The sequence below is a fragment of the Roseomonas gilardii genome, assembly GCF_001941945.1.
Lineage (GTDB): Bacteria > Pseudomonadota > Alphaproteobacteria > Acetobacterales > Acetobacteraceae > Roseomonas.
In genome coordinates this window covers 16,766-42,756 of the sequence record NZ_CP015586.1, presented here as the reverse complement: position 1 = coordinate 42,756, position 25,991 = coordinate 16,766, and the positions used below count along the sequence as shown (strand labels likewise).

Here is a 25,991-nt window from a genome sequence, read left to right as displayed (position 1 = left end):
GTGTGCCTGAGCGGGGAGGACATGGACGAGCAGTACGGGGCTGAAGGCGCGGCAGCACTGAGAGGGCGGCTGGCAGACATGCGTGCGGCCGAGTGCCTCGGCGACGTTCCACTCGTGACGTTACTTCCATCAGCCGCGGACACGGCAGAAGCCTCCATTGAGATCGGAGAAGGGTTGAGACTGGTGGTCAAGGCCAACCACAAGAGGCCGCCGACGCTGCGGGACGGTAACATCGACTGGCCTGGCGTCCACCGAATCCTCATCCAACGCGTTGAGAGCAGCGATGCCTGAGCTTGCAGCACCTGAGACGTTCGAGCCCGACTGGGCGGTCCCCCCAGGCGCCACAATCGCCGCCATGCTGGCCGTTCGCTCCCTGTCCAGGGAAGGTTTTGCTGGAGCAATTGGGGAGAGTGTCGAGACCGTCCAGCGCCTGATGGTCGGCTTGGAAGCAGTGGACGACAGCCTTGCTGAACGGCTTTCCCGGTGCCTCGGCTCGTCGAGGGCGTTCTGGATCGCCCGCGAGGCACAGTACCGTGCCGACTCAGAGCGCCTGCGCGAGCGGCGAGAAGTCGATGAACGCATTGCCTGGGCAAGGCAGTTCCCGTTGCGTGACATGGTGTCGCTCGGCTGGATCAGAGACTTCCGGTCGCCTGTGGCAGCGGCCGACGAGTGCCTGAAGCTCTTTGGAGTGCCGGACGTGGCAGCCTGGCAGGCGCGGTTCGGAGGCACTGCCGCAGCGGTGGCCTTCCGGATGTCGGGCGCTGTCCGTAAGGATCCCGGAGCGGTCAGCGCCTGGCTCCGCTGGGCAGAGATCGTCGCGGAGCGCACGCCCTGCGCTTCCTGGAATCCGGACTGTTTTCGGGAACGGCTGCAGGCGGCGAGGCGGCTCTCTTGGAAGAAGGATCCGGCCGTCTTCCTTCCCGTCCTTCGGCAGCTCTGCGCCGAAGTGGGGGTTGCCGTCGTGGTCGCCCGAACCCCCAAGGGGTGCCCGGCCAGCGGGGCCACTCGGTTCCTGTCGCAGACAAAAGCGATGATGGTGCTCAGCTTCCGCTACCGGTCAGACGACCAGTTTTGGTTTACCTTTTTCCACGAGGCCGGGCACCTCGTCCTGCACGGGCGTGATGCGCTCTTCCTGGAAGGCGGCGAGGAGGTGAGCCCCGACGAGGAAAGGGAGGCCAATGAGTTTGCCGAGGCTACCATCCTACCGCCGGGGCAGTCGGCCGATCTCGATCACCTCCCGTTGGACAAGGATTCCATTCTGCACTTTGCGAGGAGGGTCGGGGTGGCACCCGGGCTGGTCGTCGGGCAACTCCAGCACCGGAAGCGGCTTGCCCCCGAGCAGTTGAACGGCCTCAAGCGGCGCTACGACTGGGCTCAAATCGGGGCTGACCGGCTCATCCCCTAAATCGCACGTAGACATCCGGCTTCTTCTGCCAGTTGCACAAGGCGTCCTCGAGAACCTGAGCGCCGAGGCCCGTCTCCTTGCTGAAGTCCTTGAGCCTCTCTTCCAGAGAGGCCGCAGACAGCTTCGCGTCGCGCGCTCCGCCGTATAGCAGCCTGACGCCCTGCAGGGGGCCCGTTGCCTCCTTCAGGAATGTCGAGCCGGGGTCGATGGGCGCAATGCCGAGCTTCCCGAGCATCGCAAGGAAATCAAACTTGCCGAGACGGCCGAAGCGCTGGACCGAGTCCATGGAATGATAGAGAGCCGCGAAGACCGCCTGTGGGTCCTGCCCGACTGTCCTGTGGAACTCCCGAATGAGCTCGGCATGGGTTCTAGGAGGGGCGACCCACGCCACGTACGAGGCGACGATGGCGGACGTTCCCTTTTTCGAGGACGCTTGCAGGCTTTCGTACTTCCGATGGTTGCTGAACCGGCGCCTCACGCCGTCGCCGCCCCGAAGCGTGATTCCATTCGCGGCCAGCCAGGCGTGGAAGGAGGATGGCGAGCGAGATACGGTCATCCAGTCCCAGAGGCCCCCCTTGCCGAGCTTGCCGTAGACATCGCGCGCGAGGCGCCACCCGTCCGTGCCGTGCTTGCCAAAGTGAGTGCCCAGGAACACCAGCCACCACGCCTCGTCGTTTTCCCCACGGCGGTTGCGCAGGACAGCAGCGCGCAGTGGGTCGAACAAATCGGACGTGGGGTCCATCCGGGCCGGATCGTGCTTGGCATCGCGGATGTGGTTCGCGAACTCGACCCTGCGCATGCTGTCGATGAACTGCGCGACCAAGACGTCCAGGTGGTGGGGACTTGCTAGGCCCGGGAGAGGGCCCGTCTTGGCTTGATAGCGGGCGATGGCCTGCGCCAGATCCTTGGCGCGCGCCTGATCGCGAGGGCTCATTGAGCAACTGTCTCCTGGACTGCGGGAATGCCGGGCAGGTCCGGTTGGGCGTCCAGCCTCCGCTTGAGTGCGAGTTGGCGACCGCGGATGAATGCGTTGTAGACGGGGCTTGCCATCGCGTCCTTGACTTGCACGAGTTGGCGGATGTCCCGCTGGTCGTAGAGAACCTTCACCCTCAGCAGCCTTGCGAGATCTAGCCAATAATCGTCGATGCCGGAGGCGGGCGGTTCCTGCAGCCCGCAGCGCACGGCCCTCTCGATCTCGAGCAGCCAGGCCATCGCCTCGCGAGGGTCTCCTACAGGCATGGGCGGCATGCTCATGGGCAACGGGATGCCCTCGGCGAGGTAGTCGCGGGCTTTTCCCTGGTCGTCGTCGTAGAGATGAAGGCTGCCCACGAAATGGCTGTAGGTCCCGACCTCCAGGCCGAGTGTCCTCGCGGCCATCTCCTGGATGAAGGTGAATGCGAAGACGTCGCCGGGGAAGCCTCGGTAGATGTCGTTCGAGCGCATGGTGACGCACATGTCCAGCCTGCCCTTCCGGGGGAGGAACTGCAGCGTGGTGGTGCAGGGAACGTCCCCGTTGATCGGCCTCAGATCCCGGCGGTCGAACACCTGAGCGACAGCCTGACGCGTGTCAGACTTGCCCTGCTTGTCGCTCATCGTCTTCAGCAGCCGCGACATCTGGCTGTTTTCTCCGCCGCCGAAGAGCCTGGGGCCGTAGGCGCCGGGAGCGCGCGTCGCGCGGGGGGATGCGTCGATGAAGGAGCGATAGTTGGCAATGTAATGCTCGATCTGGGCCAAGCTGTCCGACCCTGACAGGTACCACAGGGTCTCGCCCAGGAAGCTGATGAGGGTTCCGCGACCTTCGGTGCGACTGAACCGCGCCCTGGGATCGGACAGCTTAATGAGCACGCCAGTGAACTCGCGCGCACGGCCCTTTTTCGCCCGGATGGCCGTGCCCCTTCGAAGCAGGCTTCGCACAACGTCGCCAAGCGCATCGTCGAGGCTATCAGCTTTGAACAGCATGATTCGTAAAGATACTGTAGAACGTTCCGGTTGAAAACGGAGTCTCCGATAAGTCGGGCTGCCACACTCGGCGGAATGGGGCTCCACCGAAACCTTATCCTTGTGGACGCCGCAGATGCCGTAAGCAGCCTCAGGCTGCCCACGCGGCCGACAGTGCTTCCGCCTGTTGAAGGATGTTCTGCACGGCAGCATCCTGAAGATCGGGTGGGTAGCCGTACTTCCGCCGGGCTCCTGGGTCAACGACCGCGCCCACGGCCCGCGGTTCAAGGCAGGCTTCCTCAAGGCCACACAGGCCACCACGGTCGAGGGCATCGAGAAGTACCTGGGCTCGGGCATGATCCGCGGCATCGAGCCTACGGCGATGATCCGTGTGCTGCCGGGGATTTCCTTCGCCCTAACCGACACCATCGACGAAAGACACTGCGGCCGCCGATCAAAACCACCCTCTCCTCTCGAGTTCGATGCTAGGCGGTGGTGACGAATTCAGGCGAGTAGGATGGAGATGGCGGCGAGCTGAACGAAGCCGCGAAAGTTGGCGAGGAGCTTGTCGTAGCGGGTGGCGACGCGGCGGAACTGCTTGAGGCGGTTGAAGAAGCGCTCGATGCGGTTGCGCTCCTTGTACAGGACGGTGTCGTAACGATGCGGCTGGCGCCGGTGCCGCCTGGGTGGGATGACGAGTTCAGCCCCGGCATCGAGGATGGCATCGTGCAGGTGGTCGGCGTCGTAGCCCCGGTCGGCGATGACCGCGCCGGGTGCGAGGCGCTCGATCAGGGCGTGAGCCTGGACCATGTCGCCCTGCTGGCCGGGGCCGAACAACAGGCGGACGGGGTTGCCCAGGGCATCAGTGGCGGCATGGATCTTGGTGGTCAGGCCGCCTTTGGAGCGGCCCAGGCCCTGGGCATGTGCCCCCCTTTTTTCCGGCGGGCACCGGCGGCATGCTGATGGGCGCGGACGATGGTGCTGTCGAGCATCAGCCATTCCAGATCGGGTTCGGCGGCCAGGGCGGCGAGTATGCCATCCAGTGCTTCGCGCTCGATCCAGCGGTAGTAGCGCCGTTTGACGGCCCGATAGTCACCCAGCCGTGTCGGAAGGTCGCGCCAGCGACCACCCGAACGTGCCATCCACAGCAATGCATCGACGAAGCGCCGATTGTCGCACCGCGGGCCACGCTGTCCCGCACGGCCGCCCGGGATCAGATCCCGCAACCGCTCCCATTGATCGTCACGCAACGCATCAGGATCGACGCTCATCCAGGCCTCGGCTCCAAAGCCAGCCTTGAATCACGCCTTCTCACCCAACGGAATCCCTACCCATCAGGAATTCGTCACCACCGCCTAGCGAAGTGGTGGCCAACATGCCGGAAGGCGAACTCTGTGTGCTCCGGGCTGGGCCCGCCCAGATAGAGGTAGCATTGCTGTAGCAGGCAGAACCGTCACTGTGTTTTCACGTCGACATGTCGACACGTCTACATGTAGGCACGTTGTTCGGTCTACGCGCCGGTAACCCCTTATGCTGCCTCGAATTCGTTATGCAGATCGCGTGCCTTCCGGACCCGCTCCGGGGACACGGAAGCCCTGGCTTGCTCCAGGTCGTACTGGCTCTGAAGGTTCAGCCAGAATGCCTCCGTGGTGCCAAAGGCAGCCGCCAGCAGCACGGCCGTCTCAGAAGAGATGCCCCTCTCACCATTGACGATCGCAGTGAAGCGGTTCGCCGGCAGGTCTAGGCGCGACGCGAAGCCACTGGGCGTCAGCCCGTGCGGACGCAGGAACTCTTCCATCAGGATCTCGCCTGGATGGATCACCAAGTCACGATCAACCATCGCAGCCTCCTTTCAGTGGTAGTCCGTCACTTCGACCTCATGGGGGCCGTCCGGGCGCCACACGAAGCACACCCGCCATTGGCCATTCACCCGGATCGAGTGCTGGCCAGCCCTGTTGCCTTGTAACGGCTCCAACATGTTCCCTGGCGGGCTGCGTAGATCGTCCAAGACCACCGCAGCGTGCAACATGAGCAGCTTCCGCCTTGCGATCTTTTGGACCTGCTCCCAGCCCACCCCGAAGACGCGGTTGCCCTCGAAGATGCGCCGGGTGGCATCATCCTTAAACGACTGGATCACGCAGCGCCGCCCTTGATGCTCTGAGTATGGCGATCTTTATGGTTTACGTAAAGTGTAAATAAGTTGATTGCAGAGCCGCAGGGATGGATACAGTCGGACCTCACCCCTCCGTTCTGCTGACATGCATACATGTCGACATGTCGGCACGTCGACATGTTAATCCTTCTGTTCCGCGATCCGGGCCATGCCGCGTGACTGAAAGAGTAGGTTCACCGCCTCGGTCATGACGTGCTGGAGGCGGCGCCCTTCCTCCAGAGCTAGACGGTCCAACTGCCGTTTAGTCTCCGCATCCACAAAGAAGGCCACCTGACGCTTCCCCCGCCGGGACGGAGAGACCGGTGCCTTGGTGGGTAGCGGTGCTGGCTCCACTTGAAGATCTGCCGCTTCGCCAGCCGGTCGCGGCAGGGCATTCAGCTTAGGTCGAGCGCGTAGGGCCATCACACACCCCTGCGTGTCGACGCGTCGTCATGTAGACGTGTCGACACGTCGTCATAAAGGCGTGCGATCTCCTGGGAAGCCTTGCCGCCCGGTTCGTATTCTGAGGCCGTGCTGCCGTTGGCAAGGCAATGGCGGTAGGCCACCCGATAGGAGATCACGGCAGGGGAAACCTCAGCTCCTGTCTCACGAACCACTGCCACGGCATCCGCCACCACGCTGGAGTTCTCCCGAGGGGGAGCGGCATTGATTACCACGACCACCGGACGCTTCAGGGCCAAGCAGAGATCCACCGTGGCATTGAGTGCGTCGAGGTCGAACTGCGCCGGCTGGCATGGGCTGACCACGAGGTCCGCCGTTTGTGCTACCAACATCGTGGTTCGATCTGCGTTCGGTGCCGTATCGACCAGGACCAGATCGTAGCCGTCGCTTCGCGCTTCCTTGAGGGTCTGGTTCAGGTTCGAGGCGTGGATCGCCTCCACATCTGGTGCGGCATCACCGCGGCGCTGCGCCCAGTTGGTGAGATTGCCTTGGGGGTCGAGATCTAGGAGCAAAGTCTTGAGGCCCCTGGCTGTTGCCTCGGTTGCCAGATGGACCGCGAGCGTGGATTTCCCCGCTCCACCCTTCTGGCTCATCAAAGCCACGACTCGCATGCGCCCTCTCCTCATACACGTCGACGTGTCGACGCGTATGCATGTCGACACTTTCAGATATGGTCAACTCTATCAGAAAGATAGCAGCCAATCTGCATTGACACGTCGACATGTAGACACGTCGACGTGCAGACATTTCCCTTTTGGGACAATGACTTAGTTGCGTGCGCTTGGGAATCCAGGAATCATTCCGCGCCGGCGATTCGACCGGTCACCTGAAACGCAGAAAGGGCCAGTCCCGGAAGATCCAGAACCAGCCCCCACTGAGATATGACTGACTAACTAGAAGACGTTGAACACCTTCAAGGTAGTCATGTCCCCATCGCTTCGCAAGGGATCTTGCGTTGTCGGGAGAGCTACGTCTGAACGCATTCCGGGACTTGGTACTGTGCCATGCCCCAACATTCGAGTTCGGCCCTCACCAGGGGGTTGATCCTGACCATGGACGCGGCGGTCCTTGAGCTCCGCTCCGGCCCCATGCGGCTGCTGCTCGCCCTACGGAAGATGGCCGGTACCCGACGGCATTTCCGGACCCGGACCAAGTCGCTGGCGAGCCTCTTCGGATGTACGACCAACACCATCCGGAACTGGCGCAACGAGCTAGTCCTGCGGGGCTACATCCACTGGATCACCGATCCGCTCTCCGGCGTGACCAACATCATGATCAGGCTGAAAGCAGAACCGCCCGAGCGCCGGAACCAGGAAGACAAGCCCAGCCGCAAGCCCTGGTGGATGGAGCCGCGATCGATCGGCCCGAAATCCTGGTGGAAGTTCGGCGCAGGATCCAAGAGGGGAGGAGGGGAGGGGGGTGCGAAATTTTCTGCGCCCATTAAGGCTAAAAATTTCAGCTCCCTGATTCAGCCTCCTCTTCGCACGGTCGAGGAACAGCTGAGACTGCTCATGAACCCAGCATAAGAGAGGACCGGTGGGCTACGATCTGACCGTGGTGGTCCTCAAAGATCGGGCAGAGCAACGATGTTCTGTGCTATGGCGGTGCCTGCCTGGGCGATGAGTAGGCCAAGAGGATGGTCCAAGACTTCACGAGGGCTACTTCCGCAAGCGTACCCCTGCGCCCCCGCCATCCCCTGGAATGAATTCGATCCCGGCGGCCTCCAGAGCAGCACGGATATCCTTGAGTGTGCGCGGGTGCGGTTGGCGACGCCCGACCTCGAAATCAGCAAGCGTTGCAACAGCCACAGATGCGGATTGGGCCAGCTGCTCGCGGGTGAGCCTCAGCATCGCGCGAGCTCCCAGGCATTGCTCAGCAGTTATCGCTGACATAGGCTTTTACCATTGATTTAACGAATATTGTTCTTTATAGCTGACATTGGCTGAAAATGCCAATGAAAGCGGCCGTTGCGGAGAGCTTGCACCTCCCTGCAACGGCCTGACCACAGCTGCTGAAGGGATCAGCCGGCCATGGCTACGCATGCCCGTATCACAGACCGCCACCGAAGCGGAGGTGGCCTTTCCCGCCGTGCGGCGCTTGCCGCACTCGCGGTGGGCAGCCTGACCCTCTCCACCTTCTGTGACGCCGTATCGGAGGCCGGACCATCCGGTGATCCGGACGCGAAGCTGCTTCGGCTCCATGCCGAATGGCGGAATGCCTACGCCGCCCTGGGGGTGCTGCAGGCCCGGGCACGGACCCTCGCCGACGAGGACCGCCTCAAACCCGAAATTGACGCCGCCACCGACTGGCTCTCGGAGGTCGAGCAGGCGCTGATCGCAACCCCGGCCCAGGGATGGGACGGCATCCAGGCCAAGCTTCGGGTGGCACAGAGGCTGGAGAGCCGGGGGCGCCTGCGTCCGCTGCCGGCCACGCCCCGGCACGGTGGCGAATACATCGCCTGGTCCATCGCCCGCGACCTGCAGAATCACGGCTGAGGACGCTCCGGCAGCCCGGGCCTGCGGGTCATGAAGGTCGCTCACGAGTCGCTCCGGCTTCGTGTGCGACATGACGTTCCGCATCCAGAAACAGTATTCCGGTCAGCTTATCGGGTTTCCGTTGCAGGACATTGTTGGCGCGGGCTACCTGTCCGGCAGCGATGCTCGAACGCCTGCAACCCGGCGGGACCGGGCCAGCCGTGCGGGCGCACCGGAACGCCCGCACCAGCCTCGCCGCGCGCCTGGAGATCGCCCGCTCCACCGAGCCGGCGCGCGTGCTGGCTGCCCGCTACGGTGTCAGCACCGAGACCATCCGCAAATGGCAGCGGCGGGGGGAGTCCGATTGCCAGGACCGCTCCACCCGTCCCCACCGGCTCCCCACGAAAACAGGCCCGGCGCAGCGGATCGCGATCTGTGCCCTGCAGCGCCGGCTGAACTTCCCGCTCGACGACCTGGCCGGCCTGCTGGCCCCTGTCCTGCCAGAGATCAACCGCTACAGCCTGTGGCGCATCCTGCGGTCGGAGGATCTCGGCCGCCGGGCGCATCGCCGTGTCCTTCCCGCGGACATCCATGCGGACAATCCTTCCGGAAACAGCTCCGGTTTCGTCCGGATCGATGTCATGCCGTTGCCGGAGCTGGAGGCGGTGGCGCCCGGCTGCGGGACATCCTGGCTCTTCGTGGCGACCGACCGGCATGCCCGGCTGGTCCGCTGCTTCCTCGCGCAGGACAGCAGCGAGAGCAGCGCCATCGCCTTCCTGCGGAAACTCGCCGCAGCATCCGCAGCGCCGATCCGGCACGTGCGGACCGGGCCCGCGGCATGCTTCACGGGCGGCTTCCTCAGGGCCTGCATCGCCCTGGGCCTGAAGCCCCGGCCGCCGGAGCCGGCTGTCTTTCCCGAGTTCGAGCCCCTGGTGCCGATCGACGCCAGCCGATCCGTCTTCGCGGCACCGGCGGAAGTCTTCGCACGGTTCCACCGGCAGAACTGCGTACGCCATGGAGACGAGGACGCGCCGTTCTCCGAAGAGGAAGGCGCCTGGCCGGAGGACCTGCCGCGGCGCTGGCCGGAGTTCCCGAGAGCGTATCAGGCCGTCGGCCGGGTGGCGCTGGGCCTGTCGCCCCCCGTTCCCACCTGGCTTGCCAATGGCGTGGCGATCGCGATCTGCGCCTTGACCCTGCGCTACCGGATGCAGCCCATCCTGCAGGCGCAGCCCAGTGGAGGCCGGCGCCGGCCTGTCCTGGAACGCCTCGCGACGCTGCTGGGAAAGCTCCATGCCGCGATCCTCGATCTGGAAGAGAGGGAAGCGCATCGCCTGGAATGCATCGTCCCACCCCGCTCCATCAGCCACGACGTGACGCGCTTCCTGGTTCTCGCAGGGAACCGGAAAGGCCTGCTCTGCACCCTGCCCGAGGCCCTGCAGGCCAGCGAGCACGACATCGCCCGGCTGCGGATGCACGAGGCGACAGGGAGACAGCCAGCGACCGGTCTCGTCCGGATCCGCCGTGCCCTGTTCCGGTTCGGGCAGCACCTCGGACGCCTGTCCGGACGGGACTTCATCGCCTTGAGCATGGCGCTCTCGAGAGAGGTGAGGGAGGAAGGTTCACGGGCCGGCGTTTCCGATCCGGCCTCGGCACTGACCCTGAGCGGGGAGGCGGCACGCAGCATGCTGCTGGGACGGCTGGAGGTGCTGCGGCGGGCGGCGCTGGCCGCGAGCACCGGTTCGCCGGGACGCCCGCAAGTCATGCGCGGCAGCCTGATGCTGATCGAGCAGGCAGCCTGCCTGTGGTCCGCGCTGACAGGCCGGCCGCCGGATGCCAGCAGCAAGCGCGGATCCCTGCACGCCTTCGTCGCGGACATCGCGGAGATCATCCTCAACCCCGTGGAGGCCAGCGGGCAAGTAATCCAACTGCCCGGCGATCTGGGGCCGGTGATCCGCACCGCGGTGCGGGCCTTCGCGAAGCATCCCGGCTACATCCCGACGCAGGGTTTCGAGACGAGGCGGAGGCCATGCGGGCGGTCTCCCGCCGCAAGCCCGGGGACGTAAAAGGCGCTCGGGGCACCCATGAAATCCGGGGGTTTTTCTCAGCGATAGGGTGGTGAAGCCGGCGCGGATCGGTGGTTGTTGGAGGGCCTTCGTTCACCGGAGGCTTCGTTGAAGACCCGCCTTTCCGCCCCGCTGCGGCCGTTGTTGTCCCGGCCGCCCTCCCGCAACCCTTCGTCCCGGCCGGGACGCGGCGTCGCGCCGCTCCTGCCGCGCCCGCCACGGGCGCTTCCGGCCACACAGGACCTGCCGTTCCCCGGCGACGCCGCAGACAGCCTCCCGGCGGCGTCCGACCGATCCCCCACCGCATCCCTGCCGAAGCTGCTGACGGCGGCCGAGGTGGCGGCCGTGTTCCGCCGCTCCGAGCGTGCCCTGCGCGACTGGGTGCGACGGGGATACCTCGTGCCGGTCCGTGTCGGACGCTCAATCTACTTCCGCGAGGAGGAGGTCCGCGCCCTGCTCGGCGGCCGCATGCGCCAGGCCATCCTGGAGAGCCGGCGGGACCGCTCCGACGGCACCCGTGAGGCCCGTGCCGATGCCCCCGGTGCCGGTGGGTCGGTCCGGACAAAAACCCCGTGATGACAACCCCTTACGAGCCTGTCGTGAGCCCTCCAGAGGCCAATCGGCCTGGGATTAGAGTGCTGTGTGCTCCCGATTCGCCGCACCTTTCCGGAGATTGCCCGATGCATCTTTCCGCCCGTCCCCCCACCCCCGGGACCCCGCTGGAGCAGGCCTCCGGCCTGTCCCCCGGCGCCCCGCTCACCGTCGCCATGGCGCTGGCCGAGGTCGCCCGCTGGGACGACCTCACCCCCACCCGCCGGCGCAACCTCGCCTCCGCCCTGCGCGGGGTCTGCCGCCTGGCGGGGATGGATCCCAAAGGCCAGACGGCCGAGGCCGGGCTGAGCCCCACCTTCCTGCGCGAGCGGGTCTTCGACCGCACCGCCACCCATCACGGCCTCAAGGAGGGGACCGTGTGCACCATCCGCTCGGGGCTGCGCTACGTGCTGCGGCGCCTGGGCCTGATGGATCCCGCGGACGTGCCCCTCTCGCCCGCCTGGCAGGCGGCGATGGCAAGCCTGCCTGCCAGGCGGGCCTACGGGCTGATCGCCTTCGCCCGCTTCTGCTCGTCCAGGGGCGTGGCGCCGGCGGCGGTGGACGGGAGCACTCTGGAGGCCTTCGAGAGCTGGCTCACCGGGCACAGCCTGACGCGCCGGCCCCGTGAGACGGTGAGCGACGTGCGCGGCGGCTGGAACCGCGCCTGCCGCGACGTGGCGGACTGGCCGGGACGGCCCCTGGGCCGGCTGGCCCGGCCCAAGGCCTACGTGCTGCCGCCCGAGGCCTTCCCGGCAAGCTTCCAGGCCGACCTCGCCGCCTTCGGCCGCCGGCTCAGCGGCAACGTGCTCGACCTGCCCGAGCCCGGCTCGGAGGAGGAGGAGCAGCGGCTGCTGGACATGCGGCCGCTGCGTCCCTCCACCGTGGCGATGCGGGTGGACCACGCCCGCTGGGCGGCCAGCGCCCTGGTCGCCAGCGGCACGGTGCCGATCGCCGAGGTCACCTCGCTGCGCGACCTGGTGGTGCCGCTGGCCCGCGCCGAGGCGGCGATCCGCTTCCTCCACCGCCAGGCCGAGGCCCTCGAGGGCGAGGCGGAGCGCCGGCCCTCGGCGGCCGGCCACCACGTGGCCGAGGTGCTGCGCATCGTCGCGAAGCACCATGCCGGCCTGCCGGTGCCGCAGCTGATGCGGATCCGCAAGTGGCAGGGGCTGGTCGCGCTGAGGTACCACGGCATGACCGAGCGCAACGACCGCACCGTGCTGGCGGTGATGCAGCCCGGCCGCCTGGAGCGGCTGCTGGCGCTGCCCGAGGCGCTGATGGGCGCCGCGCGGCGGCTGCGCGACGGGGCGCCGGCGCAGGCCCGGTCGCTGGCGATGCGGGCGGTGGCGGTCGGCATCCTGATCCATCTGCCGCTGCGCCTGGCCAACCTGGCGGGCCTCGACCTGGACCGGCACCTCTACCGTCCCGATCCCCGCCGCCGCGGCTTCACCCATCTCTCCATCCCCAGGGAGGAGACCAAGGGGCGCAAGGAGCTCCGGCTGCCCATCCCGCCCGAGGTCGCGGCGCTGATCCGCGAATGGGTCGCCGACTACCGTCCCGCTTGCGGCCCCGGCCGCCGCTGGCTGTTCCCGGGCCATGGCAAGCCCGGCGGGCACATCGGCCACCAGGGGCTGCGCGAGGCCATCAAGGGGGCGGTGGCCACGCATGTCGGGGTGGCGATGACGCCGCACCAGTTCCGCCACCTCGCCGCCCGGCTGTTCCTGGCGGCCTTTCCCGGGCACTACGAGGAGCTGCGCCAGCTGCTGGGCCACACCCTGATCGCCACCACCATGCGCTACTGCGGCGAGGCGCAGGAGGAGGTGACGCGCCGCTACCAGGAGTTCGCGCTCGGCCGGCACCGCGGCGGCACCTCGGTGCCGGCCAGCCCCGGCCCCGCGGCACGGACGCGGCGGGGAGGGCGGCGATGAGCACGCCGCGACCGCGCCTGTGCTGGCCGCTGTCCTGGTGGCCCGAGGCCGACCGCCTGGCCTGGCTGCTGCACTGCACGCCGGGCGATCCCTTCCACGACGACCGCCCGGGGGCCCGGCATCGCACGGCCACCCTGATCGCCCTGGTCAAGGCCTATGGCCGCTGGCTGGCCTTCCTGGCCAGCCGCGGCTGGCTCGACCCCGACGAGCCGCCGCTGGCGCGTGTCACCCGCGCGCGGCTGCGGGCCTTCTTTCACGAGCTGCGCCGGGTGGGCAACGCGGACCACACGGTCATCGGGCGCTTCAGCCACCTGGCCATGGCGCTGGCGGTGATCGTGCCGGGGGCGGAGGTGTCCTGGATCCGCAGGCCCGACGGCGTATCGGTGCACTCCCTGCTGCCCAAGAACACCCGGACGCTGGTGGTGCCGGACGGGCAGGTGATCCTCGACTGGGGCGTCACCATGATGCGGCAGGCGCGGGCGCGGCTGGAGCGGGGAGGGGATCGCAACGCGCTCACCGCCTATCGCGACGGGCTGCTGATCGTCCTGCTTGCCTTGTGCGGCCGGCGCTTGCGCTCGGTGAGCCTGCTGCGGCCGGGTCACGAGCTGCGCCAGGTGGGGGAGTGCTTCCGGGTGGAGTTCACCCCGGCGCAGACCAAGACGAAGCGGCGGGACCGCTTCGGGCTGCACGAGGGCTTCACGCCGTGGATGCGGCACTACCTGGAGGTGATCCGCCCGGCACTGCTGGTGGGGCAGCGGCAGGAGGCGCTGTGGATCGGCAGGCTGGGTGAGCCGCTGAGCGCGCAGGGCATCCAGACCCGCATCCAGCGGCTGTCGCGCCAGCGCTTCGGGATATCCTTCGGGCCGCACCGCATCCGCCACAGCATCGTCACCACCGCGGCACTGCGGCTGGGCGCGACGCCGAGCTTCGGGGCGGCGGTGGTGGGCAACACGCCGGCCGTGGCGGAAGGCTACAACCATGCCGGACAGTGCCGCGCCGCCGCGCTCTACGCCCAGGTCATCCGAGAGCGGAGGCGCAACAACGGGAGGTGAGGAGGGCAGTCCGTGACGGCTTGCTTTGTCCCTGCGCGGGTGTTGCAATTTCGGCAAACCGGGAGAGTGGCATCCATGCGGCAGAAGATCGTCCAATGTTTCGCCCTGTGCGCGCCCTTGGCCCTTGCCATGCCGGCAGCGGCGCAGCCGGCGGCCGACCGCGTGCTGCGCGTCGCGCCGCATGCCGATCTGCGCAACCTCGATCCCGTATCGGCGTCGATCGTCATCACCCGCATGCACGGGCTGATGATCTATGAGTCGCTCTTCGCCTGGGATTCGAAGCTGATCCCCCGGCCACAGATGGTGGATCGCTTCGAGCAGTCGGAAGATGGGCTGAGCTGGACCTTCCATCTCCGCGATGGGCTGCGCTTCCATGACGGTCAGGCGGTGACCACGCGCGACGTCATCCCCTCGCTGAACCGCTGGATGGCGCGCGACACCCTGGGTGGCAAGCTGAAGGAATATGTCTCGTCGCTGGAGGCGGCGGATGAGCGTACCCTGGTGCTGCGGCTGCACCGGCCCATGGGGCTGGTGCCCTTCGCGTTGGGATCCGCGGTGGGCTACATTCCCGTGGTGATGCGGGAAGCCGATGCGGCCACCGATCCGTTCAAGGCGGTCACCACCACCATCGGCTCGGGCCCTTTCCGGTTCAACCGGGGCGAATGGCAGCCGGGGGCCCGCGTCGTCTATGACCGCAATCCGGATTACGTGCCACGTCGGGAACCGGCGGACGGCCTGGCCGGCGGACGCGTGGTGAAGGTCGATCGCGTAGAATGGCATATCCTGCCGGATCCCGCGACCGCCGCGGCGGCCCTGCAGACCGGCGAGATCGATATCTGGGAACAGCCGGCCCAGGACCTCATCCCGTCGATCGAGCGCGCCCGCGGGATCCAGGTTCAGAACTACAGCAGCCTGCCGAACCAGGCCCTGCTGCGGCCCAACCAATTGCATCGGCCTTTCAGCGACCCGCGCGTGCGCCAGGCGATGGCCCTGCTGACCGATCAGGGCGACTTCCTGGCCGCCGGCTTCGGCGACGAACGCTTCTGGAAGCGCTGCAACTCCTATTTCGTATGCGGCAGCCCCAATGGCACGGAAGCCGGCGCCGAACGCTTCGGCCGGACGGATGTGGAGGCGGCGAAGCGGCTGCTGGCGGACGCGGGATATCGCGGGGAGAAGGTGGTCCTGATCTCCACCCATGAGATCCCGTATATGGGGCGCATGGCGGAGGTGGCGGCGCAGTCCCTGGCCCGGGGCGGCATCAACGTGGATCTGCAGTTCACCGATTGGGGCGCCGTGTCGACGCGGCTGCAGAACCGCGAGACCAACGACAAGGGCGGATGGGACATGTTCATCACCTCCGCTTCCGGCCCGACGATGCAGAGTCCGGTGACCAATATCGGCACCAACATGGGCTGTGCCCGGGGCTGGGTCGGCTGGCCCTGCGATGCGGAGGCGGAGCGGCTGCGGGCAGCCGTGGTGGATGCCCGGGACGACACCGCTCGCGCTGAGGCCACGGAAGCGCTGCATCGCCGGCTGGCGGAGATGCAGCCCTATCGCGTGCTTGGCCAATACGACCAGCCCTATGCGCGGCGCGCGAGCGTGTCGCCGGTGCTGGCGGCACCGATCATGGTGTTCTGGAACGTGGAGAAGCGCTGACGTCGCGAGAGTGGTGGTGCTACGCCAGACGCAAGGAAGCAGGTTCGGCCGAGGCTGATCCTGCCCGCGCGGAAATGCAAAAAGCCCCCGGCCTCAAGACCGGGGGCTTTACTTTGCTGGCGGGCGCCAGCGTCAGGACGGGGCGTCCGCGGGCCGGGCCCGGGATCGGTCCCGCTCGGCCAGCACCGCGCCCTGGAAGGCGCGGAACTGGTGGATGCGCGAGAAGCGCGCGAGATAGCCGCCATGGGTCATCTCGCGGTGGCAGGGCCGGCAGATCAGCCAGCCATGCTCGGGCCGGTTCAGCCCGCGGTGGAAGGCATGGTCGAACTCGGCCTCCGCCAGCGGCAGGCCCGCCGCGTCGAGCACGGGCTCGTGGCCGCAGCAGGGGCAGAGGCCCCGGTAGGGCGCCCGGCGCAGGGCCGCGACGATGAGCTCGCGGCTGCGGGCCGAGAAGTCCCGCCGCTTGCCCAGCAGGAGGTCCTGCGCGGACAGCTGGAGGAACATCAGGTCGGCCATGTGGCGCTCGAGGACATCGAGGCGCCGGTGCAGGCGCTCGAACTCCGCCGCGGCCGGAAGGGCTGCATCGCTGGCCTCCGCCACCGTGGGCAGGAGCTGGGCGGCGAAGAGCCGGAAGAGCCGGGCCCGCCGGCGCCGGGCCTCGTGGTCGGGAACGTCGGTGCTGAATAGCATCGTGGTGTCCTGGAGGGTGGTTTCGGCCTTGCTCAAGGGCCGCGACGGTCGGCTTGGGAGCTGCCGAGACCGGCCGGGGACAACGGGACGAAGGGGGAAAGGGGGGCACGATGGTGTGGCGCCCCCGCCGGTGATCACCGGAGATCCGCGAAGGCGGATCGGGAGAAGGCGTGGTGAAGCCGGGAGAAGAGAAGGCAAGCAGGGGAAACGAGAGATCCGCCGCGCGCACGCGGCGGGGCCGGCGCACGGCCCAGGGTGAGGGGCGGCGCCGGGCGGCCCGTCCCGGTCATCGGGCTGCCACCGCTGGCAGGGCAGGAGGTTCGCAGAAGACGGCCGGCTCAGTGCCGGATGCGCGGTCCAGGACCAACGCGCTGCCAGGAGGCGCGCGCATCGGTCCGCCAGGATGAGGATGGGATGAGGAAGAGGGGGCGACAGGCGCCCGGAAGGCGGAGAGCAACAGACAGGCTCCCGGCTTCACCTCCACTCATATGGGAAGTGGGGCCTGCATTTTCAATAGCAAATCGGAATGAAATGCGAGGCTTCCCCAGCAAAGTGCGGGTTGCCGCACCAGAGGCGTGCACCGGCCTGTTGCGATGCAGCAAGGACGACCTACCTCAGTGTCGTAGCGGGCGTCAGGCAATGACGGTGCCCTCCCTCACCGGAGCCGGCGCCCCGCCCTCCCGGCGGGTCATGGCCGGGGCCGGCAAAGCGGGACGAGGCCATGTGCCTCGCCCGCTTTCCGTGCCGGTTGTGATGGGAAGTGCCTCAGCGCTTCGCGGGCGGCCGCTCTCCCTTCCGCTCCTGCGTCTCCTCCAGCAACTCGGTGACCGGGACCTCGAGCGCCTGCGCCAGGCGCAGCAGCACCAGCAGGGTGGGGTTGCGCAGGCCCCGCTCGATGCCACTCACATAGGTCCGGTCCAGCCCCACCCGGCCGGCGAAGTCCTCCTGGCTGAGGCCAAGGGCCACCCGCAGGGCGTTCACCCGCTCGCCCAGGACGATCCTCGGATCCTTCGCCCCGGCCGGCACCTCCGGCTCCGGCAGCGGCCGGCGCGGCCGGCGCGGGACACGCGCCAGCACGGGCTGTGGTTGTGCCGGCCCGGTCCTCCCGGGGGCGCGTTTCGTCCGTTCCATCGCCGCAGGGAGGCGTGCGACGGACCGAAGGTCCACGCACGGTGATTCCACGGCTTATCGTCCCTATGACGATAGGCTACATGTGTCCTGCTCCATCACGTCTCCAGGTCGTCACACCCATCATGCAGGACCACAGGACCCATGGACGAGGATCACACCAGCGAGGCGCCGCGGCCCGGAGACGCGGCGCGCCGCCCCGAGCCGGAACCGCGCAGCGTGCCGGGCGTGCAGGTGCGCAGGCGCCACTATTTCGAGGTCGGGTTCCGCTACGACCCGGCCGTCATCGCGCTGTTCAAGCTGCGGGTCCGCAGCGCGCGCTGGAACCCGAAGCAGAAGGTCTGGACGGTGGGCGAGGAGGACACGCTCAACCTCTTCGAGGCGCTGCCCGAGATGGCGCGGCTGGTGATCGACCGCCTGCCCGAGACGCGCACCGAGACGCCCGAGACCACCACCTACCTGTTCCCGCAGGAGCAGCATCCCCAGGTGGGCGACCTGATCCAGTGGCCGGACCGGCCGGCCAACGAGGTGGCGGCGGAAGTGAGCCCGGGACCTGTGCTCAGTGACGACCTGCTGGACGAGCATGGGCCGCACCTGCGGGAATGGGAAGGCGCACCCGGCGTCTGGGTCAGCGTGCGCCTGGCCACCCACCAGGAGCGGGCCGACCGGACCTCGGTCTTCGTGGTCGGCTCCTGAGGCAGGAGGAGGGAGGGTGACCATGGCCGGGGAGTCCGACGTTTCCGCCCGGCCGCCCCGGCTGTGCCGGGACTGCCGGCACGCCCGGCTGGACCTGTGGACGCTGTGCGGCCTGCCCTCGCCGCGCAGCGCGCGCGAGGCCTGGCGGCTGGCCTGCTGCCTGCATCCCCGGGTCCAGCCCGCACCGCTGCCGCCGCTGGCCGATCATCTGGTCACCGGCGAGCCAACGATGCCGGATCCGCTGGACTTCGTGCTGTGCGCCATCGAACGTGGCAACGAGCGCGAGGGCCATTGCGGCACCTCGGGCAGGCTCTGGGAGGCGACTTGAGCGGGCATGGATCCGGCGGGACAGGGCAGGGTCTGCGCGAGCCCTCGTGGCTGGCGGGGGTGTTCCTCGATCCCTGGATGGCGCTGCTGCGGCCCCGGGTGCCGGGGGAGCCGCGTTTCCCGATGGTGCTGCTCAGCGCCACGCTGTGGCTGCTGGCCATCGGCACCGCGGCGCTGGCCTGGTGGCTGGCCTTCACGCTGGCGGACTTCGCCTTGCGGCCCGTGGAGCGTCTGGAGGGGGTGGTGCTCGGCCGGAGCTGGCGGCCGGCCTCTTCCGGCATGACGGTGGCGCCGGTGATCTCGGCCAACGGCCAGGTCAGCACCGCGGTGGTGCCGGACCACGAGCCCGAGCGCTACACCGTGTGCCTGCGCATCGGGGACCAGGCCCCCTGCGCTCCGGTGCGGCCCGGACGCTACGAGGCGCTGCGGCCGGGCACGCCCGTGGCCGTGCTGGCGCGGCGCGGGCGGATCAGCGGCAGCCTGAGCGTCAGCGAGGTGCTGGAGGAGGATACGAGGCCCGGCGCCGGGCGCTGACGGTCGCGACGGCGCCGGGTTCATGCGCCGGGTGGCCAGGGCCGGCCGGGAGCACCAAGCCGGTAGACGCCTGCGAGAGGTGAGCAAGACTCCCGTGGAAATGCTCCCTGGGGACCAGGGCAACGTTCCCAATCTGTCGGCCGGGACCAGCATGTCCGAATGTGGATCATGTGAAAGCGAAGTCACTGGCCTGAAGCCGTCTGCGCCACCCGCGAATACTGACGTGCCCACCGCACCCACTCGGCCTGATCCGTGCCATCATCACGGCATTATCGGACTAGGGCCCAGACAATGGTTGCCTCGAGCGTCGCTTCAGCCAGCATAGGGGATCAATCTGGCCTAGTCCTGACCGGCCGTCACGCCGCATCTCAGAAGCGCCAACTCAGCCGCTCCATGCTGACCCATACCTCAACCCCGCGCCAGAACCGCGTAGGCCATTCCGACAGCGCGATTAGCACTCCGGAACAAATGATCTGGATCAACAACGAAGAAATGCAGCCGACATCGTAGCCACCTCGTTTCTGGCCAGTGCAGGGGCGCGCCGACAGCCTCGTTTACACTGGGAGGAGTACCAGTATGTCCGAAAGCGATCGTGAGGAGCGGGAGCGGCTTATCCGCGACCTGGCTTACAAATTATGGGAGGAGGCTGGATGCCCGGAAGGACAAGAAAAAGACTTCTGGTACGCGGCCAGGAGATCCTTGGACGCTTCCCCGGAGGGGGATCCCCTGACAAGCCCGAACATCAGTACGGATACGGCAATCGAGCGGCCTGAAACCTAGGGTCCTACCCTATGGCTACCATGGATTCTGGTAACGCGAGTTCGCTTTGTCCCTGAAAGAGCCAAGTCCGATACCAGCCCAAGTCTTGTGGCCCGCTGGGGAAAATCGCTTCTGCTCGCAAGGTATGCTGTTGGATTGGCACAGGAGAACATAGGAATGGCATCGTCCCAAAACCTCAAAGAAGTCTATGTCGACGAGATGAGGGATCTATGGTCTGCCAATGAGCAGATGCAGCAGGTCTTGCAAGGGCTCAGCCGAAAGGCTTCCGACCAGAAGCTGAAGGAGATGTTGGACAAGTCGGTGTCGGGGATCAGAAAGCATACCGAAACACTGAAGTCCGTGTTGGAGCAAGCTGGCGGCAAGGTTGCGAAAGAGCACTGCAAGGGCATGGAGGGGCTGGTCGCGGAAGCAAAGAAGCACGCGTTGGATGAGGATTTGGATCCCTCGATGCGCGATCTCGTCATTATCGCTCAGTACCAGCGGATGTCGCACTACGGACTTGCGGGGTTCGGTACTGCGGCCGCCTATGCCAAGGCCCTGGGTGATAAGGATGGTGAGCAGAAGCTCAAATCCATTGTCAAAGATATCTACAAGGCCGATGAATACATCAGCACGCTTGCGGAGAAGGCAGAACAGGCGGCAGCAAAGGCATGATAGCTGTAGGTTGTGAATGGTGGACATAGTCCAGGTGGAACTGCAGCACCGCCGCCCCGCCCAGGTCTTCTACTGTGAAGGAATCGCAGGCTGCAGAAGTGCTTGAACCCGCCGCGCTAGGGCATCGAGCCTGAAGGGCTTGGCGATCGTCTCGGCATCCGTCGGCAGTGGCGTGCTGGCATAGCCGGTGATGAACAGCACCGGCAGCCTCGGCAACTGCTTGCGGAGCGCCTCGGCCACCTGTTGCCCATTCATGCCGTTCGGCAGCCCGACGTCGGTGACCAGCAGGTCCGGATGGTGGGAAGCCAGGATCCGCAGTGCCTCCGGCCCGTCCCGCGCCTCCAGCACGATGTAACCGAGTTCGCGCAACCGGTCGGCCGCCGGCTGGCGGACCCCATCCTCATCATCGACCAGCATCACCGTGGCACGCGAGATGGCATAGGACGGCGGTGCCGCCTCCGGCTCCTCCTCCGGCACCATGTCCTTGTGCAGCGGCAGGAGGAGCCGGACCGTGGTACCCCGCCCTGGGGTACTCACGATCCGCACCAGCCCACCCGACTGCCGCATGAAGCCCCAGACCTGGCTCAGCCCCAACCCCGTGCCCTGGCCCTGCGGCTTGGTGGTGAAGAACGGGTCGAACACCCGCTCCAGCACTTCTGGCGACATGCCCGTCCCGCTGTCCGCGACCGAGATCGCCACGTAGCGGCCTGGCAGTGCCTCCCCGTCCAGGGTGTCCGCCGCGGTGAGTTCCACCACCTCCGTGCCGATCGTCAGCCGTCCACCCTCGGGCATGGCATCGCGGGCGTTGATGCAGAGGTTCAGCAACGCGCTTTCGAGTTCGTTGGCGTCGCAGAGCACACTGCCGGTGCCGTCGCGAAGCCGCATGTCCACCCCGATCCCGGGTCCCATCGTGCGGCGGATCAGATCCGCCAGTCCTGCGATCAGCCCATCCGCATCCACCGCTTTCGGCTCCAGCGGCTGCCGCCGCGCGAAGGCCAGCAGGCGGCGCGTCAATCCCGCCGCACGCTCGGCCGCATCCTTCACAGCGTCCAGGTACCGGAGTGCTTCCCCGGTGCGGCCTTCGGCAACGCGGCGCCGCGCCATGTCGAGGCCGCCGGTGACGCCCTGGAGCATGTTGTTGAAGTCGTGCGCGATGCCGCCTGTGAGCTGCCCCACCGCCTCCATCTTCTGTGCCTGCCGGAGCGTCTCCTCGACCGTCATCAGCTCTGCCGTGCGTTCGGCGATGCGCTGTTCCAGTTCCTCGGCCGCCAGCCGCACTTCGGTGATATCCACGTTGCAGCCTGTGTAGCCGAGGAACCTGCCTGCGTCGTCCAACCTCGGGACACCCTCGCACCTTAGCCAGCGTATCCGTCTCGCCGCATCATACACCCGCACCTCGGACCTGAACGGCCGCCGGGCCCGGAAGGCTTCCTCAAAGGCCACAAGGAACGGCCCGAGATCCTCCTCCAGCACGATGGCGGCCCACCCTTCTCCCAGCATCTCCGCGGCAGGTCGTCCGAACATGTGGTCGAAGTGCATGTTGGCAAAGACGATTTGACCATCCGCATCGGTCATCCAGATCAACGCCGGAGCGCTGTCGGCCATGTGGCGGAACCGCGCCTCGCTCTCGCGTAGCGCATCCTCCGTCCGGTGGCGGCCGGTGACGTCCTGGCCGATCCTGAGAAAGCCGCGCGGGCTACCATCCGGGCTGTTCAGTGCCGTGACGATGCCGTCGATGAACACCCGTTCCCCGCCTTTGCGCAGGTGCCAGCGCCGGTTTGGCGCGGTTCCCTCCCGCCGGGCCGTCTCGATCTCCCTGGCGTCCTGGCTATGCTTTCGATCCTGCGGGGTGGAAAGCATACTGCCGGATTGCCCAACGGCCTCCTCCGCCGTCCAACCGAAGACCGCTTCCGCTCCGGGAAACCAGTCGGTGATGCGGTCTTCGGCGTCCGTGACGAAGATCGCGTAGTCCCGCGCGTTCTCGACAACGAGACGGAACCGTTCCTCGGTTGCCCCCAACCGGTGTACCAGGTGCAGGCGGCCGATCACAGGACCCAGGATCGCGGCGTAGGTGCGCAGGAATTCCGCATCCTTCTCACCGAAGTCGCGCGGCCTGATATCGTCGACCTGCAGCAGGCCATAGGGCTGCCCACCCGGCAGGAAGACCGGCACGTTCGCCAGTGCTACCACCCCGGCCTCTTTCATGAAGGCGGGCACCTCGAACCGGTCTTCCTGGTGGATATCGCGGCTGATGACAGGCTGGCCGGCTTTGATCGAGAACGTCTCGGAGGAATGCTCGCTCATCGGCAGGCGCAGCTTGCCGACGATGTCGGCCTGCCAGCCGACGCCCGCCCGCACCAGGAGGTACCGGCCATCCTGGCTGATCTCGAGCAGCCTGGCGCGCTTTGTCCCCAGGGCCTCACCGACCAGATGGCAGGCCTCTGTCAGAACCTCGTCCAGGCTGTCGCTGCGCAGGGCGAATTCACCGAAACCGGCGAGTAGCCGTTGGCGCCTGACCATCCGCTCGAGTTCAGGCATGCCGTCCACCCGCCTCCGGTCTCACGGTAGCCGCCGACACCCCTGGCTTACGCTCCACACCTCGGCGATAGCGCGGGCGCCCAATGCCGGGCCGGATCCATTCCGGTGACGCGTACGCTTACGTAGCGGAACAACATGGTAGGAACCTCCGTTCCATGGATGAGCGGACGCGACATGGAACGGTAACAGGTTATGGGGCAATCCCAGCGCTGCGGGAAGCAGCCGTCGATTGTTGCCATACATCGCGGCGTCGGTTCATGAGGGGCTACTGTTACGTCTCCTCGTCCGAATCCTCATCCGGTGATGTATCGTTTTTCTGCTCGCGAATGACTTGTCTGTATGCGCCTTTCATACGCTTGGCGGCCTGCTGCACTGCGGGGTTCATGCTGTAACGGGCTGCCCTGGTATCGATCGCGGCCTCCATGGCTCCAATGGCAGCCTCGACGCTCGCTGGATCGCCCGGATCGAACCGCACCTCCAGAGACCAGTTCTCGAGCATACCGACGAACTCAGTCAGTTCCTTCGCTGTATCACCTGCCATCCCGCCCTCCTCCATCATGCGCGGCAAAAGTGACAGTACATTGACTGTCCTGCATTTCCTTCGATCCTTACCTTGATATCGTCAGTCTTGCCCTACCGCTTTGCGCTAAGTGCAAGCCATTTGCATAGAAATAGCCTATACAATGCAACCTGAGGTAGTTTATTTCCGTTTTTTTAATCACCGGGACAGCGGCCATGGGGAAAGGCTCATTATTTTTGATCGAAAGGCGCTTTGCTACCAGTAGGCTTGACCGGACCCGCAGCGCGCTGTCTCTCAGCCTTGGCGCTGCTGTCTTCGCGGTCCTGGCTTGCTTGGCGCTGATCGGCCTGGAAGGTTGGAACGCCTGGGCAGATCGCTCGGCACGGCTGCAGCAGATCGAGACAAACGCCACAAACCTTGCCCAGTCCCTGGCACGGCAAACCAGCGCTACGATCAACCTCGCGGATACGGTGCTGGTCGACCTCGTGGAACGGCTGGAAACCGAGGGGGTGAACTCTCCGGTGCGCTCGCGGCTAGACCGGTTGCTCGCCAAGCACGCCGCTGAACTGCCCGATAGAACCAACTTCTTTGTCTATGGCGAGGAGGGGGAATGGTTGGCCAGCTCCCTACCCTCGCTGCCGACCGGCTTCAACAATGCCGACCGCGAGTATTTCCAGCATCATCGCGCATCGGGTGAGCGCGGCGCCTATCTCGGCGCACCCGTCCGCAGCCGGTCGGAAGGGAACTGGATCATCCCGGTGTCCCGCCGCTTCCAGCATGCCGATGGCAGCTTCGCAGGTGTAGTACTGGCTACGATCGATGCCGAGGTCTTGGCCCGCTCCTATGCTGCATTCGATATCGGTCAGCAGGGCGCCATCGCACTGTTCCGAGCCGATGGTGCACTTCTGGCCCGACAGCCTTTCGATCCATCGCTGATCGGCCGCGATCTTGGCAACGACGGACTGTTCCGTGAACAGCTGCCGCGGGCGCCGCTGGGCGCATATCAGCTCGTCTCGCCCTTCGATGGCGTGACACGGATCGCTGCCTTCCATCGCGGCGAGCGTTACCCGCTCGTTCTGACCGTGGCTGTGGCGAAGCACGAGGCCCTGACGGCCTGGCGCAGTGAAGCCATTTGGCGCCTCCTGGCTGCGAGTTCACTGGCCGGACTGCTTGGCCTCTACTGGCCTTGCCCCACTTTCACGGACACTGTTACGCGGCTGATGCCGCTGTTTGGAATGTCGCTGCCTTCTGCTCGGGGGTGAGATAGCCGAGCGCCGAATGCAGGCGGCGTCGATTGTAGAAGCCCTCCAGATACTGGAACACGTCGGCCCTGGCCTCGTCGCGAGTGAGGTAGTCGCGCTGCTCGACGAGTTCGCCCTTCAGGGTGGCATAGAAGCTCTCCATCGGCGCGTTGTCCCAGCAGTTCCCCTTGCGGCTCATCGAGCAGAGCATGCCGTGCTCGGCGAGCCGGCGGCGATAGCCATGGGCGGCATATTGCACGGTATCCATCCGCCGAGGGCCGCCTTCCGGTTCCTGGCTGGATCTGCCTTCAGTTCTTAGCGACGTTCGTAAGAGCGTCGCTAAGGACGGGGATGGTTGGCGGCATGGAAATCATCACGGGTGTCGAGCGGCGACGCCGCTGGCGGCTGGAGGACAAGCTGCGGATCGTGGCGGAGGCCGAGCGGCCGGGGGCCTGCTTCGTGGAGATCGCGCGACGGCACGAGATCGGCCGGAGCGTCCTGTGGTCCTGGCGCAGGCAGGTCCGTGAGGGTGTCCTGGCCGCCGAGCCGACGCCGGTGTTCCTGCCCGTGCAGGTGACGCCGGATCCGCCCGCGGCGGCTTCTGTCCCTGCCGAGCCTGCGACTACCTCGGGTCCGGCGAAGCTGGCGTCCGACAAGGCGGCGGCGCGGATCGAGATCGCGCTGCCGGACGGCACGGTCATCCGGGTGGACGAGGCGATCGGCGCCGCGGCCCTGCGGCGGGTGATGGCGGCGGTGCGCGCGTGATCCCCGTCCCCTCCGGCGTGCGGGTCTGGCTGGCGGTGGGTCACACGGACATGCGTCGTGGCATGCACTCACTGGCGCTGCAGGTGCAGCAGGGGCTCGGGCGTGATCCGCACGCGGGCGATTTGTACGTCTTTCGTGGCCGCAAGTCGGACCTGGTCAAGATCATCTGGCACGACGGGATCGGCATGTCGCTCTACATGAAGAAGTTGGAGCGCGGCCGCTTCATCTGGCCACCACCGGCGGATGGCTGCCTGCAGATTGCCGGCGCGCAGCTGGCCTACATGCTCGACGGGATCGATTGGAGAAATCCCCAACGCACCTACCGGCCCGAGTTGGCGGGATAGTGCGCGCGTCTTGCATGTTGACCCTATCCGGCGTGCAGCAGGTGTGATCCCATCAC

The 25,991-nt window shown here is 66.8% G+C and carries 29 protein-coding genes and 2 pseudogenes; 17 read left to right on the top strand and 14 right to left on the bottom strand.

The window, feature by feature from the left end; all coding sequences use genetic code 11:
- The first annotated feature begins 21 nt into the window (after positions 1-21).
- Complete coding sequence (locus tag RGI145_RS24245) at positions 22-291, top strand: hypothetical protein (protein ID WP_156878785.1); 270 nt, start codon at positions 22-24, stop codon at positions 289-291.
- Entirely contained in the window at positions 284-1,405 is a 1,122-nt protein-coding gene (locus tag RGI145_RS24240) for an ImmA/IrrE family metallo-endopeptidase (RefSeq protein WP_075801089.1), read from the top strand. Before RGI145_RS24245 ends, RGI145_RS24240 begins: the two co-directional genes overlap by 8 nt.
- Here the strand turns inward: RGI145_RS24240 and RGI145_RS24235 are convergent.
- The 8 genes and pseudogenes from RGI145_RS24235 to RGI145_RS24200 all read right to left on the bottom strand — a co-directional run bounded on the left by RGI145_RS24235 (position 1,395) and on the right by RGI145_RS24200 (position 6,568).
- On the bottom strand, positions 1,395-2,339 hold the full coding sequence (locus tag RGI145_RS24235; protein ID WP_075801088.1) for an alpha-glutamyl/putrescinyl thymine pyrophosphorylase clade 3 protein: 945 nt from the start codon (positions 2,337-2,339) through the stop codon (positions 1,395-1,397). The genes RGI145_RS24240 and RGI145_RS24235 overlap by 11 nt on opposite strands.
- Complete coding sequence (locus RGI145_RS24230; RefSeq protein WP_075801087.1) at positions 2,336-3,364, bottom strand: thymidylate synthase; 1,029 nt, start codon at positions 3,362-3,364, stop codon at positions 2,336-2,338. Before RGI145_RS24230 ends, RGI145_RS24235 begins: the two co-directional genes overlap by 4 nt.
- Before the next feature lie 130 nt (positions 3,365-3,494).
- Positions 3,495-3,587 (bottom strand): annotated as a pseudogene (locus RGI145_RS26285) (type I restriction enzyme endonuclease domain-containing protein); the annotation flags it as partial.
- A 260-nt stretch (positions 3,588-3,847) separates the two neighbouring features.
- Positions 3,848-4,614, bottom strand: a protein-coding gene (locus RGI145_RS24855) for an IS5 family transposase (protein WP_156878783.1) whose coding sequence is annotated in 2 segments (ribosomal slippage) — positions 3,848-4,269 and positions 4,269-4,614 — 768 coding nt in all. Because the reading frame shifts where the segments join, the coding sequence is not laid out codon by codon here.
- Between the two features lie 257 nt (positions 4,615-4,871).
- A complete protein-coding gene (locus tag RGI145_RS24210; RefSeq protein ID WP_075801084.1) occupies positions 4,872-5,183 on the bottom strand; it encodes a HigA family addiction module antitoxin in 312 nt (103 codons plus the stop codon).
- A gap of 12 nt (positions 5,184-5,195) precedes the next feature.
- The gene (locus RGI145_RS24205; protein WP_075801083.1) at positions 5,196-5,480 is read right to left on the bottom strand and encodes a type II toxin-antitoxin system RelE/ParE family toxin; all 285 of its coding nucleotides are present in this window, start codon (positions 5,478-5,480) and stop codon (positions 5,196-5,198) included.
- 156 nt (positions 5,481-5,636) lie between these two features.
- Complete coding sequence (locus RGI145_RS26280; RefSeq protein ID WP_404700544.1) at positions 5,637-5,918, bottom strand: ribbon-helix-helix domain-containing protein; 282 nt, start codon at positions 5,916-5,918, stop codon at positions 5,637-5,639.
- Positions 5,918-6,568 carry a ParA family protein gene (locus tag RGI145_RS24200; protein WP_075801082.1) on the bottom strand — a complete coding sequence of 217 codons (651 nt, stop codon included), beginning with the start codon at positions 6,566-6,568 and terminating at the stop codon, positions 5,918-5,920. The genes RGI145_RS26280 and RGI145_RS24200 overlap by 1 nt, the downstream gene beginning before the upstream one ends.
- 441 nt (positions 6,569-7,009) lie before the next feature.
- Here RGI145_RS24200 and RGI145_RS25340 point away from each other — a divergent pair, with 441 nt between their 5' ends.
- Positions 7,010-7,483 (top strand): helix-turn-helix domain-containing protein, encoded by a 474-nt coding sequence (locus tag RGI145_RS25340; protein WP_156878782.1) that lies wholly within the window; start codon positions 7,010-7,012, stop codon positions 7,481-7,483.
- A 132-nt stretch (positions 7,484-7,615) separates the two neighbouring features.
- On the opposite strand, the gene RGI145_RS24190 is transcribed toward RGI145_RS25340, so the two are convergent.
- On the bottom strand, positions 7,616-7,807 hold the full coding sequence (locus RGI145_RS24190) for a helix-turn-helix domain-containing protein (RefSeq protein ID WP_237183376.1): 192 nt from the start codon (positions 7,805-7,807) through the stop codon (positions 7,616-7,618).
- Between the two features lie 261 nt (positions 7,808-8,068).
- Between RGI145_RS24190 and RGI145_RS24185 the strand changes: the two genes are divergently transcribed.
- The 6 genes from RGI145_RS24185 to RGI145_RS24160 all read left to right on the top strand — a co-directional run bounded on the left by RGI145_RS24185 (position 8,069) and on the right by RGI145_RS24160 (position 15,718).
- Complete coding sequence (locus RGI145_RS24185; RefSeq protein WP_156878781.1) at positions 8,069-8,452, top strand: hypothetical protein; 384 nt, start codon at positions 8,069-8,071, stop codon at positions 8,450-8,452.
- Between the two features lie 161 nt (positions 8,453-8,613).
- Positions 8,614-10,494, top strand: a complete 1,881-nt coding sequence (locus RGI145_RS24180; protein ID WP_075801078.1) for a hypothetical protein — start codon at positions 8,614-8,616, stop codon at positions 10,492-10,494.
- A 108-nt stretch (positions 10,495-10,602) separates the two neighbouring features.
- Positions 10,603-11,070 carry a helix-turn-helix domain-containing protein gene (locus RGI145_RS24175; protein WP_075801077.1) on the top strand — a complete coding sequence of 156 codons (468 nt, stop codon included), beginning with the start codon at positions 10,603-10,605 and terminating at the stop codon, positions 11,068-11,070.
- Positions 11,071-11,174: 104 nt separating this feature from the next.
- A complete protein-coding gene (locus RGI145_RS24170; RefSeq protein WP_075801076.1) occupies positions 11,175-13,010 on the top strand; it encodes a tyrosine-type recombinase/integrase in 1,836 nt (611 codons plus the stop codon).
- On the top strand, positions 13,007-14,062 hold the full coding sequence (locus tag RGI145_RS24165) for a site-specific integrase (RefSeq protein ID WP_075801075.1): 1,056 nt from the start codon (positions 13,007-13,009) through the stop codon (positions 14,060-14,062). Before RGI145_RS24170 ends, RGI145_RS24165 begins: the two co-directional genes overlap by 4 nt.
- A gap of 75 nt (positions 14,063-14,137) precedes the next feature.
- The gene (locus RGI145_RS24160; protein ID WP_075801074.1) at positions 14,138-15,718 is read left to right on the top strand and encodes an ABC transporter substrate-binding protein; all 1,581 of its coding nucleotides are present in this window, start codon (positions 14,138-14,140) and stop codon (positions 15,716-15,718) included.
- A gap of 132 nt (positions 15,719-15,850) precedes the next feature.
- On the opposite strand, the gene RGI145_RS24155 is transcribed toward RGI145_RS24160, so the two are convergent.
- Both RGI145_RS24155 and RGI145_RS24150 read right to left on the bottom strand, forming a co-directional pair.
- Positions 15,851-16,408 carry a hypothetical protein gene (locus tag RGI145_RS24155; protein WP_156878779.1) on the bottom strand — a complete coding sequence of 186 codons (558 nt, stop codon included), beginning with the start codon at positions 16,406-16,408 and terminating at the stop codon, positions 15,851-15,853.
- Between the two features lie 765 nt (positions 16,409-17,173).
- Positions 17,174-17,485 carry a helix-turn-helix domain-containing protein gene (locus RGI145_RS24150; RefSeq protein WP_335740102.1) on the bottom strand — a complete coding sequence of 104 codons (312 nt, stop codon included), beginning with the start codon at positions 17,483-17,485 and terminating at the stop codon, positions 17,174-17,176.
- Positions 17,486-17,680: 195 nt separating this feature from the next.
- Here RGI145_RS24150 and RGI145_RS24145 point away from each other — a divergent pair, with 195 nt between their 5' ends.
- The 5 genes from RGI145_RS24145 (at position 17,681) to RGI145_RS24125 (ending at position 20,527) form a co-directional block, all read left to right on the top strand.
- Positions 17,681-18,232, top strand: coding sequence for a hypothetical protein (locus RGI145_RS24145; RefSeq protein WP_075801072.1), 552 nt, complete (start codon positions 17,681-17,683; stop codon positions 18,230-18,232).
- Between the two features lie 22 nt (positions 18,233-18,254).
- Positions 18,255-18,560 carry a hypothetical protein gene (locus RGI145_RS24140; protein WP_075801071.1) on the top strand — a complete coding sequence of 102 codons (306 nt, stop codon included), beginning with the start codon at positions 18,255-18,257 and terminating at the stop codon, positions 18,558-18,560.
- The gene (locus RGI145_RS24135) at positions 18,557-19,093 is read left to right on the top strand and encodes a hypothetical protein (protein ID WP_156878778.1); all 537 of its coding nucleotides are present in this window, start codon (positions 18,557-18,559) and stop codon (positions 19,091-19,093) included. The genes RGI145_RS24140 and RGI145_RS24135 overlap by 4 nt, the downstream gene beginning before the upstream one ends.
- A gap of 576 nt (positions 19,094-19,669) precedes the next feature.
- Entirely contained in the window at positions 19,670-19,873 is a 204-nt protein-coding gene (locus RGI145_RS26055; RefSeq protein ID WP_075801069.1) for a DUF2934 domain-containing protein, read from the top strand.
- A 156-nt stretch (positions 19,874-20,029) separates the two neighbouring features.
- The gene (locus RGI145_RS24125) at positions 20,030-20,527 is read left to right on the top strand and encodes a YciE/YciF ferroxidase family protein (RefSeq protein ID WP_075801068.1); all 498 of its coding nucleotides are present in this window, start codon (positions 20,030-20,032) and stop codon (positions 20,525-20,527) included.
- 69 nt (positions 20,528-20,596) lie between these two features.
- Here the strand turns inward: RGI145_RS24125 and RGI145_RS24120 are convergent, their stop codons facing one another.
- A complete protein-coding gene (locus RGI145_RS24120; RefSeq protein ID WP_083671553.1) occupies positions 20,597-23,065 on the bottom strand; it encodes a PAS domain S-box protein in 2,469 nt (822 codons plus the stop codon).
- Between the two features lie 271 nt (positions 23,066-23,336).
- Entirely contained in the window at positions 23,337-23,606 is a 270-nt protein-coding gene (locus RGI145_RS24115; RefSeq protein WP_156878777.1) for a hypothetical protein, read from the bottom strand.
- Between the two features lie 311 nt (positions 23,607-23,917).
- On the opposite strand from RGI145_RS24115, the gene RGI145_RS24110 reads away from it, so the two are divergent.
- Positions 23,918-24,847: a cache domain-containing protein gene (locus RGI145_RS24110; RefSeq protein ID WP_075801065.1), complete on the top strand. Its 930-nt coding sequence runs from the start codon at positions 23,918-23,920 to the stop codon at positions 24,845-24,847.
- Here RGI145_RS24110 and RGI145_RS24105 read toward each other — a convergent pair.
- A pseudogene (locus RGI145_RS24105) lies at positions 24,795-25,082 on the bottom strand (integrase core domain-containing protein); the annotation flags it as partial. The gene RGI145_RS24110 and the pseudogene RGI145_RS24105 overlap by 53 nt on opposite strands.
- 107 nt (positions 25,083-25,189) lie before the next feature.
- Here RGI145_RS24105 and tnpA point away from each other — a divergent pair.
- Both tnpA and tnpB read left to right on the top strand, forming a co-directional pair.
- A complete protein-coding gene (gene tnpA / locus RGI145_RS24100; protein WP_167668423.1) occupies positions 25,190-25,591 on the top strand; it encodes an IS66-like element accessory protein TnpA in 402 nt (133 codons plus the stop codon).
- The gene (gene tnpB, locus RGI145_RS24095) at positions 25,588-25,935 is read left to right on the top strand and encodes an IS66 family insertion sequence element accessory protein TnpB (protein WP_075800935.1); all 348 of its coding nucleotides are present in this window, start codon (positions 25,588-25,590) and stop codon (positions 25,933-25,935) included. The genes tnpA and tnpB overlap by 4 nt, the downstream gene beginning before the upstream one ends.
- The last annotated feature ends 56 nt before the right edge of the window (positions 25,936-25,991 follow it).